This is a genomic window from Streptomyces sp. NPDC046931 (genome assembly GCF_040644655.1).
In the GTDB taxonomy this organism is placed as follows: domain Bacteria; phylum Actinomycetota; class Actinomycetes; order Streptomycetales; family Streptomycetaceae; genus Streptomyces.
In genome coordinates this window covers 346,212-363,171 of record NZ_JBEYWX010000001.1, presented here as the reverse complement: position 1 = coordinate 363,171, position 16,960 = coordinate 346,212, and the positions used below count along the sequence as shown (strand labels likewise).

At 70.7% G+C, this 16,960-nt stretch carries 15 protein-coding genes; 8 read left to right on the top strand and 7 right to left on the bottom strand.

The annotated features are described in order from the left end of the window. Window positions 1–64: 64 nt before the first annotated feature. The 6 genes from ABZ876_RS01635 to ABZ876_RS01610 all read right to left on the bottom strand — a co-directional run bounded on the left by ABZ876_RS01635 (window position 65) and on the right by ABZ876_RS01610 (window position 6,834). Window positions 65–1,054, bottom strand: coding sequence for an ABC transporter ATP-binding protein (locus ABZ876_RS01635; RefSeq protein ID WP_361772636.1), 990 nt, complete (start codon window positions 1,052–1,054; stop codon window positions 65–67). Further along, window positions 1,051–2,049, bottom strand: a complete 999-nt coding sequence (locus tag ABZ876_RS01630; protein WP_361772634.1) for an ABC transporter ATP-binding protein — start codon at window positions 2,047–2,049, stop codon at window positions 1,051–1,053. Before ABZ876_RS01630 ends, ABZ876_RS01635 begins: the two co-directional genes overlap by 4 nt. Then, window positions 2,046–2,969: an ABC transporter permease gene (locus ABZ876_RS01625; protein WP_361772632.1), complete on the bottom strand. Its 924-nt coding sequence runs from the start codon at window positions 2,967–2,969 to the stop codon at window positions 2,046–2,048. The genes ABZ876_RS01630 and ABZ876_RS01625 overlap by 4 nt, the downstream gene beginning before the upstream one ends. Beyond that, window positions 2,966–4,033: an ABC transporter permease gene (locus tag ABZ876_RS01620; RefSeq protein ID WP_361772630.1), complete on the bottom strand. Its 1,068-nt coding sequence runs from the start codon at window positions 4,031–4,033 to the stop codon at window positions 2,966–2,968. Before ABZ876_RS01620 ends, ABZ876_RS01625 begins: the two co-directional genes overlap by 4 nt. A 47-nt stretch (window positions 4,034–4,080) precedes the next feature. After that, window positions 4,081–5,928 carry an ABC transporter substrate-binding protein gene (locus ABZ876_RS01615; protein WP_361772628.1) on the bottom strand — a complete coding sequence of 616 codons (1,848 nt, stop codon included), beginning with the start codon at window positions 5,926–5,928 and terminating at the stop codon, window positions 4,081–4,083. Window positions 5,929–6,297: 369 nt separating this feature from the next. After that, the gene (locus tag ABZ876_RS01610; protein ID WP_361772626.1) at window positions 6,298–6,834 is read right to left on the bottom strand and encodes a hypothetical protein; all 537 of its coding nucleotides are present in this window, start codon (window positions 6,832–6,834) and stop codon (window positions 6,298–6,300) included. A 340-nt stretch (window positions 6,835–7,174) separates the two neighbouring features. On the opposite strand from ABZ876_RS01610, the gene ABZ876_RS01605 reads away from it, so the two are divergent. From ABZ876_RS01605 to ABZ876_RS01585, 5 genes are read left to right on the top strand one after another with little or no spacing between them, the layout of a single operon-like run. Continuing rightward, on the top strand, window positions 7,175–8,794 hold the full coding sequence (locus ABZ876_RS01605) for an ABC transporter substrate-binding protein (protein WP_361772624.1): 1,620 nt from the start codon (window positions 7,175–7,177) through the stop codon (window positions 8,792–8,794). A 33-nt stretch (window positions 8,795–8,827) separates the two neighbouring features. Beyond that, window positions 8,828–9,751, top strand: a complete 924-nt coding sequence (locus ABZ876_RS01600; protein ID WP_361772622.1) for an ABC transporter permease — start codon at window positions 8,828–8,830, stop codon at window positions 9,749–9,751. Beyond that, window positions 9,744–10,727, top strand: coding sequence for an ABC transporter permease (locus ABZ876_RS01595; RefSeq protein WP_361772620.1), 984 nt, complete (start codon window positions 9,744–9,746; stop codon window positions 10,725–10,727). The genes ABZ876_RS01600 and ABZ876_RS01595 overlap by 8 nt, the downstream gene beginning before the upstream one ends. 9 nt (window positions 10,728–10,736) lie before the next feature. Continuing rightward, window positions 10,737–11,717, top strand: coding sequence for an ABC transporter ATP-binding protein (locus tag ABZ876_RS01590; RefSeq protein ID WP_361772618.1), 981 nt, complete (start codon window positions 10,737–10,739; stop codon window positions 11,715–11,717). Next, on the top strand, window positions 11,704–12,807 hold the full coding sequence (locus tag ABZ876_RS01585; protein WP_361772616.1) for a dipeptide ABC transporter ATP-binding protein: 1,104 nt from the start codon (window positions 11,704–11,706) through the stop codon (window positions 12,805–12,807). Before ABZ876_RS01590 ends, ABZ876_RS01585 begins: the two co-directional genes overlap by 14 nt. 160 nt (window positions 12,808–12,967) lie before the next feature. Here ABZ876_RS01585 and ABZ876_RS01580 read toward each other — a convergent pair whose 3' ends face one another. Then, entirely contained in the window at window positions 12,968–15,088 is a 2,121-nt protein-coding gene (locus ABZ876_RS01580) for a prolyl oligopeptidase family serine peptidase (protein ID WP_361772614.1), read from the bottom strand. A 203-nt stretch (window positions 15,089–15,291) separates the two neighbouring features. Between ABZ876_RS01580 and ABZ876_RS01575 the strand changes: the two genes are divergently transcribed. The 3 genes from ABZ876_RS01575 (at window position 15,292) to ABZ876_RS01565 (ending at window position 16,889) form a co-directional block, all read left to right on the top strand. Continuing rightward, on the top strand, window positions 15,292–15,486 hold the full coding sequence (locus ABZ876_RS01575) for a hypothetical protein (protein WP_234517986.1): 195 nt from the start codon (window positions 15,292–15,294) through the stop codon (window positions 15,484–15,486). Between the two features lie 63 nt (window positions 15,487–15,549). Then, window positions 15,550–16,473: an N-acetyl-1-D-myo-inositol-2-amino-2-deoxy-alpha-D-glucopyranoside deacetylase gene (mshB, locus tag ABZ876_RS01570; RefSeq protein WP_361772612.1), complete on the top strand. Its 924-nt coding sequence runs from the start codon at window positions 15,550–15,552 to the stop codon at window positions 16,471–16,473. Next, window positions 16,470–16,889: a DUF6113 family protein gene (locus tag ABZ876_RS01565; protein ID WP_361772610.1), complete on the top strand. Its 420-nt coding sequence runs from the start codon at window positions 16,470–16,472 to the stop codon at window positions 16,887–16,889. Before mshB ends, ABZ876_RS01565 begins: the two co-directional genes overlap by 4 nt. The last annotated feature ends 71 nt before the right edge of the window (window positions 16,890–16,960 follow it).

Below are 16,960 nucleotides of genomic sequence, written 5' to 3'. Positions count from 1 at the left end.
CGGGGCCGGCCCGGCTGTCCGGCGCAGCGGCCGGCGCCGGATGACGGCCGGCCCGTACGGCAGGTCAGGTGACCACCTGGGCTCCGGCCCAGTGGCACGCCACCTGTTCCCCGGTGCCGCCGCCGAGTACCTCGAGGTCCTCGCTCCGGCACGCGCCGGCGACACCCGCCCGCTCCGCCTCGCCGCTCGCCAGGACCTGACAGCGGGCGTGGAAGCGACAGCCGGCGGGAATGCGGGACGGATCCGGGGGCTCGCCGGTGAGCACCACCGGTTCGCCCGGCGTCTCCGGCAGGACGGAGAGCAGGGCCCGGGTGTACGGGTGCCGGGGTGCCGTCAGCACCTGTTCGACGGCGCCCGTCTCCACGATCCGCCCCAGGTACATCACGGCGACCCGGTCGGCGATGTTCCAGGCCAGGCCCAGGTCGTGGGTCACCACCAGTGCGGCCAGGCCCAACTCGGTCCGCAGGCGAAGGAGCAACGCGAGAATCTCACCGCGCACGGAGGCGTCGAGCGAGGCCACCGGCTCGTCGGCCACGATGAGTTCGGGCTCCAGGACGAGCGCCCCCGCGATCACCACGCGCTGACGCTGGCCTCCCGACAACTCGTGCGGATAGCGCAGGAAGAACCGCTCGGGCGGTCGAAGGCCCGCCTTGGACAGGGCCTCGCCGACCGCCGCCCGCTCGTCCCCCGCGTACCCGTGGATCCGGGGCCCCTCGGCCACCGCGTCGTACACCGTGTGCCGGGGGTTGAGCGATCCGCTCGGATCCTGGAGCACCAGCTGGACGCGCCTGCGGTAGGTCTTCAGGAACCGCGAGGTGTACTCCAGCGGCCTGCCGCCGAAGCCGACGTGCCCCGCGGTCGGCCGCACCAGGCCCAGCAGCGCACGGGCCAGGGTCGTCTTGCCGCAGCCGGACTCGCCGACGAGCGCCACGATCTCCCCGGCCCGGATGTCGAGTTCCACGCCGTCCACGGCCCGGCTCGGCGCACCGCCGTGCCGCCCGGGAAAGGCCACATGCAGCCCCCGTGCGCTGAGCAGGGGCGGGGGTGTCGTCATGCCGTGCTCCTCGTGTCCTTTGCCGCGGCGGCCGCGCCGGAGACCGCGTCCTCCACGTGCACACAGGCCGCCCGCCGTCCCTGCCCCAGGTCCCGCAGCGCCTGGTCCTGTGTGGCGCACAGGTCCAGTGCCACCGGACAGCGCGGGTGGAAGGCGCAGCCGGAGGGCACGGCGGACGGGTCCGGAGGGTCGCCGGCCAGTCCGCGCGGGGCGAACCGGGAGGCCGGGTCGCCGATGCGCGGGAACGCGGCCGACAGGGCCTTGCCGTAAGGGTGGCGGGCGTCCTCGTAGACCGCCCTGGCGGCCCCCTCCTCGGCCACGCGGCCCGCGTACATCACCGCGAGCCGGTCGCAGGTGTCGGCGAGCACGGCCAGGTCGTGACTGATCATGATCAGGCCCAGGTCCTGCTCGGCGACGAGGTCCCCGATCAGCCGCAGGATCTGTGCCTGAACCATCACGTCCAGGGCCGTGGTCGGCTCATCGGCCACGACCAGCCGGGGATCACAGGCCAGGGCCATGGCGATCATGACCCGTTGGCGCTGACCGCCCGACAGTTCATGCGGGTACGCCGTCGCCCGCGCGGCCGGCAGTCCGACCTGCTCCAGCAGCTCACCGGCCCGCCTCCTGGCCGCGGCCGCGGTCGCCCTGCGGTGCAGCAGGATCGGCTCGGCGATCTGGTCACCGATACGGTGCACGGCGTTGAGCGAGTGCATCGCGCCCTGGAAGACGATCGAGGCGCCCGCCCAGCGGACCGCCCGCACCCGCCCCCACCGCATGGTCAGCACGTCCTCGCCGTTCAGCAGGACCTCCCCGGCGATCCGGGTCCCGGACGGCAGCAGTCTGAGCAGCGCGAGCGCCACCGTGGACTTGCCGCAGCCCGACTCGCCCGCGATGCCGAGTTTGCGGCCCGCGTCCAGCGAGAGGTCCACGCCGCGCACCGCGGCCGCGCCGCCCGGGTAGGTCACCTCGAGGTTCCGGACCTCCAGCAGGGTCAACGCGCCACCCCCAGCCTGGGGTTGAGAACGGACTCCACCGCGCGGCCGCACAGCGTGAACGCCAGGGCGACCACGGCGATGGCGACACCCGGCGGCACCAGGTACCACCAGTCCCCGGAGCTGACCGCGCCCGCCTCCCGTGCGTCCTGGAGCAGACCGCCCCATGACACGACCGTGGGGTCGCCCAGGCCGAGAAAGGCGAGAGTGGCCTCGGCCAGAATCGACGAGGAGATCATCAGCGTCGTCTGTGCCAGCACCAGCGGCATGACGTTGGGCAGCACATGCCGGAGCATGATGTGCCGGTGGCCGCCGCCGAGCGCCCTGGCACGCTCGATGTACGGCCGGGACTCCACCGCCAGGGTCTGCGCCCGCACCAGCCGGGCCGTGGTCGGCCAGGAGGTCACGCCGATCGCCAGGATCACCGTGCCGAGGGAGCGGGACATGACGGTGGCGAGCGCGATGGCGAGGACCAGCGTCGGCATCACCAGGAACCAGTCCGTGATGCGCATCATCACGGTGGCGTACGTGCCCCGGAAGTGCCCGGCCGTGACCCCGACCAGCGTGCCGATGGCCACGGACAGCACCGCCGCCAGCAGTCCGACCAGCAGCGACACCCGCGCCCCCCACACCAGCAGGCCCAGCAGATCGCGTCCGAACCGGTCGGCGCCGAGAGGGAGTTCCCCGCTCGGCCCCTCCAGCGGCCGGCCCGGTGCGGCCGTCACGCTGGACACGTCCGAGCCGACCGTCAGCGGTGCGGTCACCGCGACGAGGGCGAAGAGAACCAGTGTGGCCAGTCCGAGGAGACCGGCACGGCGGCTGCGGTACTGCTTCCAGAACCGGCCGGCGGAGTGACGGCGGCGCTGCCAGGCGAGCGCCCGGGGACCGGCCTGAGGCGTCGGGGGAGCGGTTTCGGTCGTCATCGGCCCACCCGGGGGTCGAGCAGTGGATAGACGAGATCGGCCAGTGTGTTCATCACGATCACCGCCGCGGCGAAGACGAGGAAGAGCCCCTGGACCAGGGGGAGGTCGGGCACGCTCAGCGCCTGGTAGAACAGCCCGCCGAGGCCCGGCCAGGAGAACACGGTCTCCACGAGGATCACACCCGCGACGGTCCGGCCGAGGTTGACGAAGATCAGCGTCACGGTCGGGAGCAGCGCGTTGGGCACCGCGTGCCTGCGTCTGACCAGGTCGTCTCTGAGACCCTTGGCGCGTGCGGTGGTCAGGTAGTCGCTGCCCATCTCGTCGAGCAGTGCCGAGCGGGTGACCAGCAGCGTCTGCCCGTACTCCACCGCGACCAGCGTGATCACCGGCAGGACGAGGTGGTGCGCGACGTCGACGACGTACGCGAGTCCCTCCTCGCCGCCCGATTCCATGCCCCCCGTGGGGAAGAGGCCGGGGACCGGTCCCGCGCCCACCGAGAACACGATGATGAGCAGCAGACCCAGCCAGAACGACGGGACCGAGTAGAGGGTGAGCGCCAGTCCGGTGTTCAGCCGGTCGCCCATGCGCCCGTGGCGCCACGCGGATCGTGTGCCGAGGAGGATGCCGAGGGCGGTGTACAGGACGAACGCGGTGCCGGTGAGCAGCAGGGTGTTCGGCAGCGCATCGGTGATCTTGTCGACGACGGGTGCCCGGAACTGGTACGAGGTGCCGAGGTCCCCGGTGAGCGCCTTGCCGCAGTAGTCGGTGAACTGCCGCCACAGAGGCAGATCGAGACCGAACTCGCGGCGGTAGGCCGCCAGTTGCTCCGCCGACACCGGCCGGCCGCCCGTCATGAACTTGACCGGGTCCCCGGGGATCAGCCGGAACAGGAAGAAGCTGGTGACGAGGACGGCCAGCAGGGAGACGACGGCGCCGCCCGCCTTCCCCGCCGCATAGCGCAGATAGGCGGTTCCGCCGCGGGTCCGCGGGCCGCGGTCCGACGGCTCGGCGGTGGGCGGGGCGTCCGGCCTCGCGGCCGGCGCGGACGCCGCGTCGGCGGTCATGAGGACCCTGCCCGGTCAGGGGCCGGTGGGGTTGGTCGGTTCATGGGCTACTCGCGGTCCTCGGAAGTGGCTCGGCGGCGCATCGCGAGGAACGCCCCGGCGCCGGCGAGCAGCACGAACCCCGCACCGACCCCTATCACGATGCCGGCCGAGCCGCCGCCGGACGACGTCCCGGTATCGGCCGGAACCGCCGACCACCAGCTCCAGTAGCCGTCCTGGCCGTAGATGTTGCCGCTCTTCTCCGGCATGGTGGTGATCGACTTGATCTGGTCCGTGCGGTAGGCCTCCATCGCGTTCGGATACGCCATGACGTTCATGTACCCGAGGTCGTACAGCCGCGACTCCATCTGCCGGACGATGTCCGCCCGCTCGGCGGGGTCGTACTCCGCGAGCTGCCGTGCGTACAGCTCGTCGTACTTCCTGTCGCAGATGAAGTTGTCGGTCGCGCCGGTGTCCTTCGGGGTGGCGGGAAGCGCGGCGCACGTGTGGATGGAGAGGACGAAGTCCGGGTCGGGGTTGACGGACCAGCCGTCGAAGGCGAGGTCGTATCGGCCGGCTAGCCAGGGGTCGGTCACGTTGTCGAGGCAGTCGAGCGTCACCCCGATGCCCAGCTTGCCCCACCACTCCTTGAGGTACTGGCCGACCGCCTTGTCGTTCGGGTCGGTGGCGTGGCACAGAACGCGGTAGGTGATCGGTCTGCCGTCCTTGCCCACGCGCTTGCCGCCGTCGTTCTTCCGGTAGCCCGCCTCGTCGAGGAGCCGGGCGGCCCGTGCCGGGTCGTAGGAGAGTTCCTGGTCCGCCGCCGGCTTCCAGAAGTACGCCGAGAAGCGCGGCGGGATGTACCCGTCACCCTGGACCGCGTGGCCCTGGAAGACCCTGTCGATGAGTGTCCTGCGGTCGACCGCCGTGAACAGGGCGTGCCGCACGCGCTCGTCCAGCAGTGAGGGGTGTCCGTCGCCGAACTTCCGGCCGTTTCGCGCCCGCGCCCCCGGGTTGGTGGCCAGCGCGTAGAAGCGCCGGCCCGGCGCCTCGTTCACCTTGATGTCCTTCTGCCCGCGGAGTGCGGCGGTCTGCGCGGGCGTCAGGCCGCTGACGAAGGACACCTCGCCCTTCTGGAGGGCCGCGACCGCCGCGTCACCGTCTTTGTAGTACTTGAAGACCAGCTCGTCGAACTTCGGAGTGCCGCGCCAGAACGTCTTGTTGGGCTCGAGGCGCACATAGCTGTCGGGCTTGTAGCCGGTGAGCACGAACGGCCCGTCGCCGACGACGGGAAAGCTCTTGTCGTTGTTGAACCTGGAGAAGTCCCCGACCTTGTCCCAGACGTGCTTGGGCACGATCGGTACGTCGAGCGCCGTCATCGTGGCCTGGGGCTTCTTCAGCTCGACGACCAGCTTGGTGGGGCTCGGCGCCGTGACCCTTCTGAAGTTCGCGACGAAGCTGCCATTGGCGGTGGCGGCTCCCTGGTCGGTCATCATCTTCTGAAAGGTCCAGGCCGCGTCCTCGGCGGTGACCTGCCTGCCGTCCGACCACTTCGCGTCGGAGCGGATGGTGTACGTCCAGGTCAGCTTGTCCGGCGACGGCTTCCAGGCGGTGGCCAGGCCCGGGGCGACATGGGCGTCCCGGGGGTCGTAGTCGGTCAGGTACTCGTACATCAGCCGGTGGATGCTCGTACTGACCAGGCGGGTCGCGAGGAACGGACTCAGCGAGTCGACGCTCTGGGCGACCGCCACGGTGAGGACCCTCTTCTCCTTCGCCTCGGCCCGCTGGGGCGCGGGGGCGAGTGAGGCCGCGAGAGCCGTCGCGAGCGTCAGGCCGGCGGCCAGGAGCCGGGGTGTGCGGAGCCGCGTTCTGTCCGGGCGAGGGTGTCTTCTGCCGTGCTGGTCTTGCGTGCTCATCGATCGACCTCGCGTCATCGCTCGTGCAGGACGATTGCTGGACTGCTTGATCGGTACCCGGGGCGCAGGCGGGGTGAAGGTGTGTCTATCAGCGGCCGTCTGCACGCGTCAACGGCGCGTACACCCCTTCTGGCCTGCGCAAAAGCCGGGTTGACGCACACCAGTTCAGCCATTGGTCCACACCGGTGAAGTCTCCCTGGTGGAGACCTGACGGAGGATCGGCCCGTGCCGCGCCGGCCCCGGAGCAGCACAACGCCCCGCCGGACGAGTCCAGCGGGGCGAGCGGGGAACGGCTGCCCTCCCGTGCGCAGCGGTTCCCTCAAGGGGCCTCAAGGGGGCGGACGGACGTCTCGTCCTTCCGGCCGTGGATCATCCGTACTGGATGCCCCACAGGTTGTTGTTGCGCTTGGCCGGCGCCACGATGCCCGTCTTCTTCCACACCCTGTGCTTCACGCACTGCTGCCTGCCGTTGGGCTCCAGGTGGTACTTGGTGACGCTGAAGCCCTTGGCCTCGTGGTACATCATGAGGCGGCCCTTGGTCTTGCCGCTCTTCCTCTCGACCTTGGCCGAGTAGGTCCACGTGTCGGACTTGGACCAGGTCTTGCCCACCGAGACGCTGAACGAGGTCGAGGCCTTGGCGAAGATGACCCCGGCCTCGGTGCCGAGCTGCACCGTACCCGTGGCCGACCAGCTGCCCGTCTTGTTCTTGGCGTAGCTGATGGTCACGCCGGGTCTCGCCCAGTCGCTGTGCACATTGGTCGGCACCCAGACCGTCTTCTTGTCGCCGATGCTGTAGATGGGGGTGTCGTCGCACCTGACGCCCGCGGAAGCCGTGGGAGCGGCCACCGCCACGGCGCCGGCGCTGAGCAGCGCGGTCGACAGGACCGCACTCATGGCACGCTTCATGATCACCTTTCGGGTGGAAGGAGGGGCGGTCCGGCGTTCCTGTCCGGCCCCTTGATCGATACACGACAGATCATTCCAGCCAACTCGACTGCTGTGGAAGCTATTTGAGTGACGCTTGAGCTTCGTTCGGTGAGCAGCGGGGAGGCGGCGGCGCCGTCGGGGCCGGACCTGGGAGCCGTGGGCTGCGAGCGGATCCCGCCAGACGGGGGATGGGCGGTCCCGGGACGGGCAGGGGGACTGCGTGCCTTGTCCGTTATGAGCCGATACTGGCCGATAGTGGATCCGTGCTCCGACGCCGGCGGCACAGCGCCGGTCGGAAGGGTTCACAAGGAGGCACCCCATGCGTGGAGCCCGGCACGCCCGATGGGTGGCGGCCGCGATGGCGGCAGCCCTCTCGGCGGCCGCCTGCGGTGGGGGCGGCGGGGGAACCGCCCCCGGGGTGCTCAGCTCGTCGTGGAGTGACCCGCCGAATCCGCTGGAGCCGGCCAACACCAACGAGGTCCAGGGCGGCAAGGTCCTCGACATGCTCTTCCGCGGGCTCAAGCGCTACAACCCGAGAACCGGCGCGGCCGAGAACATGCTCGCCGAGAAGATCGAGACCACCGACTCGCAGAACTTCACCGTCACCGTCAAGGACGGATGGACGTTCAGCGACGGCGAGCCCGTCACCGCCAGGTCCTTCGTCGACGCCTGGAACTACGGCGCCGGCCTGAGGAACAACCAGAAGAACGCGTACTTCTTCGGATACATCGACGGCTACGACAAGGTGCACCCCGAGACCGGCACCCAGAGCGCCGACACCCTTTCCGGACTCAGGGTGACCGGCCCCCGCACCTTCACCGTCAGGCTCCGCCAGAAGTTCTCGACGTTCCCGGACACCCTCGGCTATGTGGCGTTCGCCCCGCTGCCCCGGGCGTTCTTCGACCACCACGGCGACTGGCTGAAGAAGCCCGTCGGCAACGGGCCGTACCTGGTCAAGTCCTACATCAGGGGCTTCATGATGTCCCTGAGGAGGTGGGACGGCTATTCCGGCCCGGACAAGGCGCAGAACAACGGAGTGGACCTACAGGTCTACACCGACGGCAACACCGCCTACACCGATCTGCTGTCCGGCAACCTCGACCTCGTCGACGACGTGCCCGCCGCTCAGCTCAAGAACGTAAATGCGGACCTCGACGGCCGGTACATCAACGCCCCGGCCGGGATCATCCAGACCCTCGCCTTCCCGTTCTACGACCCGCAGTGGAACAAGCCGGGCATGGAGAAGGTCCGCACGGGTCTGTCCATGGCGATCAACCGGGACCAGATCACCCACCGGATCTTCCATGACACCCGCACCCCGGCGAGCGACTGGACCTCCCCGGTGCTCGGCGCCGACGGCGGCTTCCAGGCGGGGCTGTGCGCCAGTGCCTGCACCTACGACCCGGTCCGCGCCAGGAAGCTCGTCCAGGAGGGCGGCGGGCTGCCCGGCGGCCAGGTCAGGATCGCGTACAACGCGGACGCGGGCTCCCACCGGGAGTGGGTGGACGCCGTGTGCAACTCCATCAACCGTGCCCTCGGCAACGACAAGGCGTGCGTCGGCAACCCGGTCGGGACCTTCGCCGACTTCCGCAACCAGATCGGCCGGCACAAGATGCCGGGCCCGTTCCGGGCCGGGTGGCAGATGGACTACCCGCTCATCCAGAACTTCCTGCAACCGCTCTACTACACGGGCGCCTCCTCCAACGACGGCAAGTGGTCCGACAAGGACTTCGACCGGCTCGTCGATCAGGCGAACGCGGAGTCGGACACGGCACGGGCCGTGAGGCTGTTCCAGGCGGCCGAGGAGGTCGTACGGGACAACATGGCCGCCATCCCGCTCTGGTACCAGAACGGCAGCGCCGGCTATGCGCAGCGCCTGACCCATGTGGCGCTCAACCCGTTCAGCGTCCCCGTCTACAACGAGATCAAGGTCGGCTGAGCCCCACGGCCACGCCCAACCCCCGGAGGCCCCATGGGACGCTACGTCATCCGGCGTCTGTTGCAGATGATCCCGGTCTTCCTCGGCGCCACCCTGCTGATCTTCCTGATGGTGAACGTGATGGGCGACCCCATCGCGGGCCTGTGCGGCGAACGGCAGTGCGACCCGGCCACGGCGGCCCAGCTGCGCCGGGAGTTCGGCCTCGACAAGCCCGTGTGGCAGCAGTACGCGACCTACATGGGCAACGTCTTCACCGGCGACTTCGGCACCGCCTTCAACGGACAGCCGGTCACCGAGCTCATGGGGACCGCCTTCCCGGTGACCGTCCGGCTGACCGTGGTCGCGATCCTCTTCGAGATCGTCATCGGGATCGCGCTCGGCGTGATCACCGGCATGCGCCGCGGGCGGCCCGTCGACACATCGGTCCTGCTGCTCACCCTCGTCGTGATCTCGGTGCCGACCTTCGTCACCGGTCTGCTGCTCCAGCTGCTGCTCGGCGTCCAGTGGGGCTGGGTCCGGCCGTCGGTCTCCTACCAGGCCGCCCTCGGCGAGCTGATCGTGCCCGGTCTCGTTCTCGCCTCCGTCTCACTCGCCTACGTCACCCGGCTGACCCGGACCTCCATCGCCGAGAACAGGCGGTCCGACTACGTCCGCACGGCCGTGGCGAAAGGCCTGCCGCGCCGGCGGGTGATCCTCCGGCATCTGCTGCGCAACTCGCTGATCCCCGTGGTCACCTTCATCGGCACCGACATCGGCGCCCTCATGGGAGGCGCCATCGTCACCGAGCGGATCTTCAACATCCACGGCGTCGGATACCAGCTGTACCAGGGGATCCTCCGGCACAACACCCAGACGGTCGTCGGCTTCGTGACCGTGCTGGTGCTGGTCTTCCTGATGGCCAATCTGCTCGTCGATCTCCTCTACGCCGTACTCGACCCGAGGATCCGCTATGCCTGAGCAGCAGCCGCAGCAGCCCGAGGGTGCCATCGCGGGGACCGGCATGGGAGGCGCGATGGACCTCGCCGCGAGTGAGGCCGGCACCCTGGAGAGGACACCCGGCGGCCCGCGGGGCACGGGTCCGGCGGGCAGACCGCGCAGCCTGTGGTCGGACGCCTGGCGGGATCTGCGGCGGAACCCGGTCTTCATCGCCTCCGCGCTCGTGATCCTCTTCCTCGTGCTGATCTCGCTCCGGCCGTCTCTGATCGCGCCCGGCGATCCCCTCGCATGCGACCTGTCCAGGGCTCAGGAGGGCTCGCAGCCCGGGCATCCGTTCGGATTCGACGGGCAGGGCTGCGACGTGTACACCCGGACCGTCCACGGCGCCCGAACGTCGGTCACGGTCGGCGTCTGCGCCACCCTCGGCGTCGCGGTCCTCGGCTCGGTCCTGGGCGGGCTCGCCGGGTTCTTCGGCGGGGCCTGGGACGCGATCCTCTCCCGCACCACCGACATCTTCTTCGCGATCCCGGTCGTGCTCGGCGGCCTGGTCCTCCTCTCGGTCGTGACCAGCAACACGGTCTGGCCGGTCATCGGGTTCATGGTGCTGCTCGGCTGGCCCCAGATCTCCCGTATCGCCCGCGGCTCGGTCATCACCGCCCGGCAGAACGACTACGTACAGGCCGCCCGCGCCCTCGGTGCCTCCCCCTCCCGCATCCTGCTGCGGCACATCGCGCCCAACGCGGTCGCCCCGGTGATCGTCGTGGCGACCATCGCGCTCGGCACCTACATCGCGCTGGAGGCGACCCTGTCGTACCTCGGGGTGGGGCTGAAGCCGCCCAGCGTCTCCTGGGGGATCGACATCTCCGCCGCCTCCCCGTACATCCGCAACGCCCCGCACGCGCTGCTGTGGCCCTCCGGCGCCCTCGCGATCACCGTGCTCGCGTTCATCATGCTCGGCGACGCGGTGCGCGACGCCCTCGACCCGAAGCTGAGGTGAGCCGTCGTCATGCTGCTGGACGTGCGGGACCTGCACGTGGAGTTCCGGACCCGGGACGGAATCGCCCGGGCCGTGAACGGCGTCAGCTACGCCGTGGACGCGGGGGAGACCCTCGCGGTGCTCGGCGAGTCCGGCTCCGGGAAGTCCGTCACCGCGCAGGCCGTCATGGGGATCCTCGACGTGCCGCCGGGCAGGATCACCGGCGGCAGGGTCCTCTTCCGGGGGCGGGACCTGCTCACCCTGAAGGACGAGGAGCGCAGGAGGATCCGCGGCGCCGAGATGGCCATGATCTTCCAGGACGCGCTGTCCGCGCTCAATCCCGTGCTCACCGTCGGCGACCAGCTCGGCGAGATGTTCGTGGTGCACCGCGGGATGTCGAGGAAGGACGCCCGGGCCAGGGCCGTCGAACTGATGGACAGGGTAGGGATCCCGGCCGCCGCCCAGCGCGTGCGCGACTATCCGCACCAGTTCTCCGGCGGTATGCGCCAGCGCATCATGATCGCCATGGCGCTGGCGCTCGAGCCGGCACTGATCATCGCCGACGAGCCCACCACCGCCCTCGACGTCACCGTCCAGGCCCAGGTCATGGACCTGCTCGCCGAGCTCCAGCGCGAATACCGCATGGGACTCGTCCTCATCACCCACGACCTCGGCGTCGTCGCGGACGTCGCCGACCGCATCGCGGTCATGTACGCGGGCCGGATCGTCGAGTCCGCCCCGGTCCACGACCTCTACAAGGCGCCCGCCCATCCCTACACCCGGGGCCTGCTCGACTCCATCCCACGGCTCGACCGGAAGGGCCGGGAGCTGTCCGCGATCAAGGGCCTGCCGCCGAACCTCATGGACATCCCGCCGGGCTGCGCCTTCCACCCCCGATGCCCGATGGCCCGGGACGTCTGCCTCACCGATGTGCCGCCGCTCTACGAGGTCTCCGAGGACCGCGGGAGTGCCTGCCACTTCTGGAGGGAGTGCCTGCATGGCCGGTCCTGAACCGATCCTCGAGGTCAGCGGGCTGGTCAAGTACTACCCGCTCACCCGGGGGATCCTCCTCAAGAAGCAGATCGGCGCGGTCCGGGCGGTCGACGGCGTCGACTTCACCCTGGGCCGGGGCGAGACCCTCGGCATCGTCGGCGAGTCCGGCTGCGGCAAGTCGACGCTCGCCAGGCTGCTGGTCACCCTGGAGCGGCCGACCTCCGGGGCGATCCGGTACAAGGGGGAGGACATCACCAGGCTGTCCGGGCGCGCCCTGAAGGCGGTGCGGCGCAACATCCAGATGGTCTTCCAGGACCCGTACACCTCCCTCAACCCCCGTATGACGGTGGGCGACATCATCGGGGAGCCGTACGAGATCCATCCCGAGGCCGTGCCCAAGGGGGACCGTCGCCGGCGCGTGCAGGAGCTGCTCGACGTGGTCGGGCTCAACCCCGAGTACGTCAACCGCTACCCGCACCAGTTCTCCGGCGGCCAGCGCCAGCGCATCGGCATCGCGCGGGCGCTGGCGCTGCGCCCGGAGATCGTCGTCGCCGACGAGCCGGTCTCCGCGCTGGACGTGTCCGTCCAGGCGCAGGTGGTCAATCTGATGGCGCGGCTCCAGGGCGAGTTCGGACTGTCGTACGTGTTCATCGCCCACGACCTGTCGGTCGTGCGGCACATCTCCGACCGGGTCGGGGTGATGTACCTCGGACGGATCGTGGAGATCGGCCGGGACGCGGAGATCTACGACCATCCCACGCACCCCTACACCCAGGCCCTGCTGTCCGCGGTGCCGGTGCCCGACCCGGAGGCACGGGAGCGCCGGGAGCGGATCATCCTGAGCGGCGATGTGCCGTCCCCGGCAAACGTCCCCTCCGGCTGCCGGTTCCGCACCCGGTGCTGGAAGGCCAGGGAGCGGTGCGCCCTGGAGGTGCCGCCGCTCGCGGTCCCCGAACGCTTCCGCGCGCAGGGAGGACCGGCCGCACACGACTCGGCCTGCCACTTCGCGGAGGAGAAGCGGGTGGTGCCGCCGGAGGAGGCGACGCCGGGACATTCCCACGGCCGGCCCCCGATGCCGGGGGGTGAGCCCCGTGAGGAGCCCGCATGAAACATACAAATGCGAAGGAAGTGCGTTAACACGCAGGCAACTCGACCGACGCGATTCCGATATACGGACGCAGGACAGTGGACACCGTACGGCCGTGCGGGTGCCGTGTACGGGCCGGGATGCGCTCCGCATCCCGGCCCGTTGCCCGTTCTCGCGCCGCTCAGCCCAGGTTCAGAGCGCGCCTGAGGAAATCCCGCTGGAGCAGCAGCAGGTTCTCCGCGACCGTTTCCTGCGGCGTCATATGGGTCACCCCGGACAGCGGCAGCACCTCGTGGGGGCGGCCCGCGGCCAGCAGGGCGGAGGACAGGCGCAGGGAGTGGGCGACCACCACATTGTCGTCCGCCAGACCGTGGACGATCATCATCGGGCGAGCCGGGTCCGCGGCGTCCACCAGGCCCGCGTCGTCGATCAGGGAGTTGCGGCGGTAGACCTCGGGTTGTTCGCCGGGATGTCCCAGATAGCGCTCCTGGTAGTGGGTGTCGTACAGCCGCAGGTCGGTCACCGGGGCGCCGACCACCGCCGCGTGGAACACGTCCGGGCGGCGCAGCACCGCGAGCGCCGCCAGATAGCCCCCGAAGGACCAGCCTCGGATCCCGACCCGGGACAGGTCGAGCGGGAAGTCGCCGGCCAGGGCGTGCAGCGCGTCGACCTGGTCCTGGAGCACGACGGCCGCGAGGTCGTCACGGACCGCCTTCTCCCAGGCGGGGGAGCGGCCCGGGGTGCCCCGGCCGTCCGCGACGACCACGGCGAAGCCCTGGTCGGCGAACCACTGGGAGGTGAGATGCGGGTTGTGCGCGGCGACCACCCGCTGTCCGTGCGGGCCTCCGTAGGGGTCCATGAGGACGGGCAGGGAGGCGTCACCGGTGTAGTCCCTGGGCAGCAGTACGGCGCATGGGATGCGCCGTGCGCCCCCCTGCGTCAGCGTGAGGCGCGGGGACAGGCCCGGATGCTCGGCGTGGGACACCACGGTCGCGATGCGCGTGCCGTCGCGCAGCACCTGAACTTGGGCACCCGGGAGGCCGGGAACCGAGGAGACGAGCACGGTCACGCCCCCGGCGCGTACCGCCGAGTGCACACCCGGCTGCTGCGACAGGCGCTCCACACCCAGTTCGTTGACCCGGTACACATGGACCTCGCCGATCTCCGGACCGGCGGCCGCCTCCCCTGCGGAGGCCGCGACCAGCACGTCGTCGTCCGACACGTCCAGCACCGCCCGCAGGTGCAGCTGCGGCCCGGTCAGCGGACGTTCGCCGACCGCGAGCACGCGCGCGCCGCCCTCGTCGGAGATCCTCACCAGTTGCCCGGAGGGGCTCCAGCACGGCACCCCGGGGAAGAGTTCCAGCCAATGTGGATCTTCCTCTGCGTGCACCATCCGGGTCGCCCCGGTGTCCGGGTCCACGGCCAGGTACAGCTGGCCGCGCTGGTCACGCGCCTGTACGAGGATCAGCGGCGCGCCCGCTGCCGACCAGTGCACTCGCGCCAGATACGGGTAGCCGGCCCGGTCCCAGACGACCTCGGTGCGCACTCCGTCGACCCCGATGACGAACAGGCGGACGTCCGCGTTGTCGGTGCCCGCCGCCGGATACGCCACCGCCTGCGGCTCCCGGCCGGGATGCGCCGGATCGGAGATCCACCAGCGGCGCACCGGCGCGTCGTCCACGCGCGCCACGAGCAGCCGGTCGGACTCCGGCGACCACCAGAAGCCCCGCGTACGGCTCATCTCCTCGGCCGCGACGAACTCGGCCAGCCCATACGTCACGGACTTTGATTCCGGCTCGGCGAGCGCCCGGTCGTCCTCGCCCTCCGTCCCCACCACCCGCAGGGCGCCGCGGGAGACGTAGGCGATGCGCCGTCCGTCGGGAGCCGGCCGTGGGTCGATCACCGGGCCCGGCACCCGGAGTTCGCGTGCGGTGCCCGTGCGCAGCTCCGCCGTGAACAGCCGCCCCGACAACGCGAAGGACGCCAGTTCCAGGGCCGTGTCGGTGGCGTAGCCGACGATTCCGGCGCCGCCCTCGCGGCTGCGTTCCCGGCGGGCGCGCTCCTCGGGCGCCAACTCCTCGGCGGCGCCGCCGAGCAGCGCGTCCGGATCGGCCGCCAGGCGCTCGGAGCCGTCCGCCACATCGAGGACCCACAGCTGGTGCGCGCGGTCCGTGGCCGAGGCCGATCGCAGAAACGCGACACGGGAACCGTCGGGCGCGACGGCGAACGCGCGCGGCGCGCCGAGCGTGAACCGCTGGGTCCGCGCGTGCCGTCGGGGAAAGGAAGCTGGCTCGGTCGTCATGCCCCGACCATATTGGCCATGCGCCCCCTTGTGCGGCCGTGCGCCGACCGATGCGCACGTACGGATAGTTATGATCACTAGCGCATAGTGGGTATGAACCCGCTGGCATCTATGTGGATTTATCTGCGTGGCCTTTTCCGCATGGATATGTTGCCCCCGTAGTCCGACCCCCTGCCCCTGTGGATCTTTGGAGGTGAGCCGCCGTGGCACTCTCGATTTCGGCGGTGGTGCTGCTGGCGATCATCGTCTTCCTTCTGATCAGGAAGTCAGGGCTGAAGGCCGGGCATGCGATCGTCTGCATGTTGCTCGGCTTCTATCTCGCCTCCTCGACCGTCGCCCCGACGATCCACGATCTGACGACGAACATCGCCGGGATGATCGGCAGCATCAAGTTCTGACCCGCGCCGGGCCGGCGCAACGGGTGGGACGCGGGGCGCAGGACGCCTCGTAGGGTGGGATCCATGACGGATCTGCCCGACCGGCGTCTGCTCCTGGTGCACGCGCACCCCGACGACGAGTCCATCAACAACGGCGCGACCATGGCCAAGTACGCGGCCGAGGGCGCCCGGGTGACGCTGGTGACCTGCACCCTCGGGGAGGAGGGCGAGGTCATCCCGCCCGCGCTGGCGCATCTCGCGCCGGACCGCGACGACGCACTGGGGCCGTACCGCGCCGGCGAACTGGCCGCCGCCATGAAGGAGCTGGGCGTCACCGACCACCGCTTCCTCGGCGGGCCGGGCCGCTATCGCGACTCCGGGATGGCGGGCGCCCCGCAGAACCACCGCCCGGGGGCCTTCTGGTCCGCCGACCTCGACGAGGCGGCCGGCCATCTGGTGGCGGTCGTCCGGGAGGTCCGTCCCCAGGTCCTCGTCACCTACGACGCGAACGGCGGCTACGGCCACCCGGACCACGTCCAGGCGCACCGCGTCGCCGTGCGCGCCGCCGAACTGGCCGCCGACCCCGGCTTCCGGCCGGACCTCGGCGCGCCCTGGGAGATCCTCAAGGTCTACTGGAACCGGACGCCGCGCTCGGTCGCCGAGTCCGCTTTCGCCCGGCTCGGCGAGGCGCTCGGCACGACGCCCTTCGCCAGGGCGGCGGCCGTCGACGACGTCCCCGGCGTGGTCGAGGACCCGGTGGTCACCACGGAGATCGACGGCACCGTCTTCGCTGCCGCGAAGGCCGCGGCGATGCGGGCGCACGCCACGCAGATCGAGGTCGCGGAACCCTGGTTCGCGCTCTCCAACGCACTGGCCCAGCCGCTGTTCACCACCGAGTACTACGAGTTGGCGCACGGCGGGCGAAGCAAGACGGGAGCCCCCCCGGCCGCAAGCCGGGCAGGCGACGCCCCCCACGAGACGGACCTGTTCGAAGGAGTGGCCCCATGACCCCCACGGGCAAACAGCCGAATGCACTTGCACAGCCGCTCACTTTGCCCTCGGCCGGGCGGGTCGCCGCCTACCTCGGCCTCCTGGTGCTCGGCGCGATGACCGGTGCGGCGGGCGGGCTCGTCCAGGGCGGCTTGTTCCCCGGCGGACTGCTGCTCGCGCTCGCCGCCGCCGCAGGGCTGTTCGTCGGGGGCGGGTGGGCCACGGGGACCAGGGCGGGGGCGCTCGCACCCGCCGCCGGGTGGCTGATCGCCGTGGTCCTTCTCACGGCGAGCCGCCCGGAAGGGGACTTCCTGTTCGGCGCGGGCGTCGGCTCGTATCTGTTCCTGCTCGGCGGCATGGGCATCGCTGTGATCTGCGCCACCCTTGCCCCGGGACGGCAACCCGGCGGCCCCGGCGCCCGACTTGGTCAGTGACGTACCACTTCTCCACCCGGGTCACGGGATGTCCCCCGGGAAAACGGGGCGGGTCGGTGGGGGTCCGGTGC

Coding starts and splice junctions, on each gene's coding strand:
- ABZ876_RS01635 (WP_361772636.1), bottom strand. CDS start 1,054: ATGACGACACCCCCGCCCCTGCTCAGCGCACGGGGGCTGCATGTGGCC.
- ABZ876_RS01625 (WP_361772632.1), bottom strand. CDS start 2,969: ATGACGACCGAAACCGCTCCCCCGACGCCTCAGGCCGGTCCCCGGGCG.
- ABZ876_RS01620 (WP_361772630.1), bottom strand. CDS start 4,033: ATGACCGCCGACGCGGCGTCCGCGCCGGCCGCGAGGCCGGACGCCCCG.
- ABZ876_RS01615 (WP_361772628.1), bottom strand. CDS start 5,928: ATGAGCACGCAAGACCAGCACGGCAGAAGACACCCTCGCCCGGACAGA.
- ABZ876_RS01610 (WP_361772626.1), bottom strand. CDS start 6,834: ATGAAGCGTGCCATGAGTGCGGTCCTGTCGACCGCGCTGCTCAGCGCC.
- ABZ876_RS01605 (WP_361772624.1), top strand. CDS start 7,175: ATGCGTGGAGCCCGGCACGCCCGATGGGTGGCGGCCGCGATGGCGGCA.
- ABZ876_RS01600 (WP_361772622.1), top strand. CDS start 8,828: ATGGGACGCTACGTCATCCGGCGTCTGTTGCAGATGATCCCGGTCTTC.
- ABZ876_RS01595 (WP_361772620.1), top strand. CDS start 9,744: ATGCCTGAGCAGCAGCCGCAGCAGCCCGAGGGTGCCATCGCGGGGACC.
- ABZ876_RS01590 (WP_361772618.1), top strand. CDS start 10,737: ATGCTGCTGGACGTGCGGGACCTGCACGTGGAGTTCCGGACCCGGGAC.
- ABZ876_RS01585 (WP_361772616.1), top strand. CDS start 11,704: ATGGCCGGTCCTGAACCGATCCTCGAGGTCAGCGGGCTGGTCAAGTAC.
- ABZ876_RS01580 (WP_361772614.1), bottom strand. CDS start 15,088: ATGACGACCGAGCCAGCTTCCTTTCCCCGACGGCACGCGCGGACCCAG.
- mshB (WP_361772612.1), top strand. CDS start 15,550: ATGACGGATCTGCCCGACCGGCGTCTGCTCCTGGTGCACGCGCACCCC.
- ABZ876_RS01565 (WP_361772610.1), top strand. CDS start 16,470: ATGACCCCCACGGGCAAACAGCCGAATGCACTTGCACAGCCGCTCACT.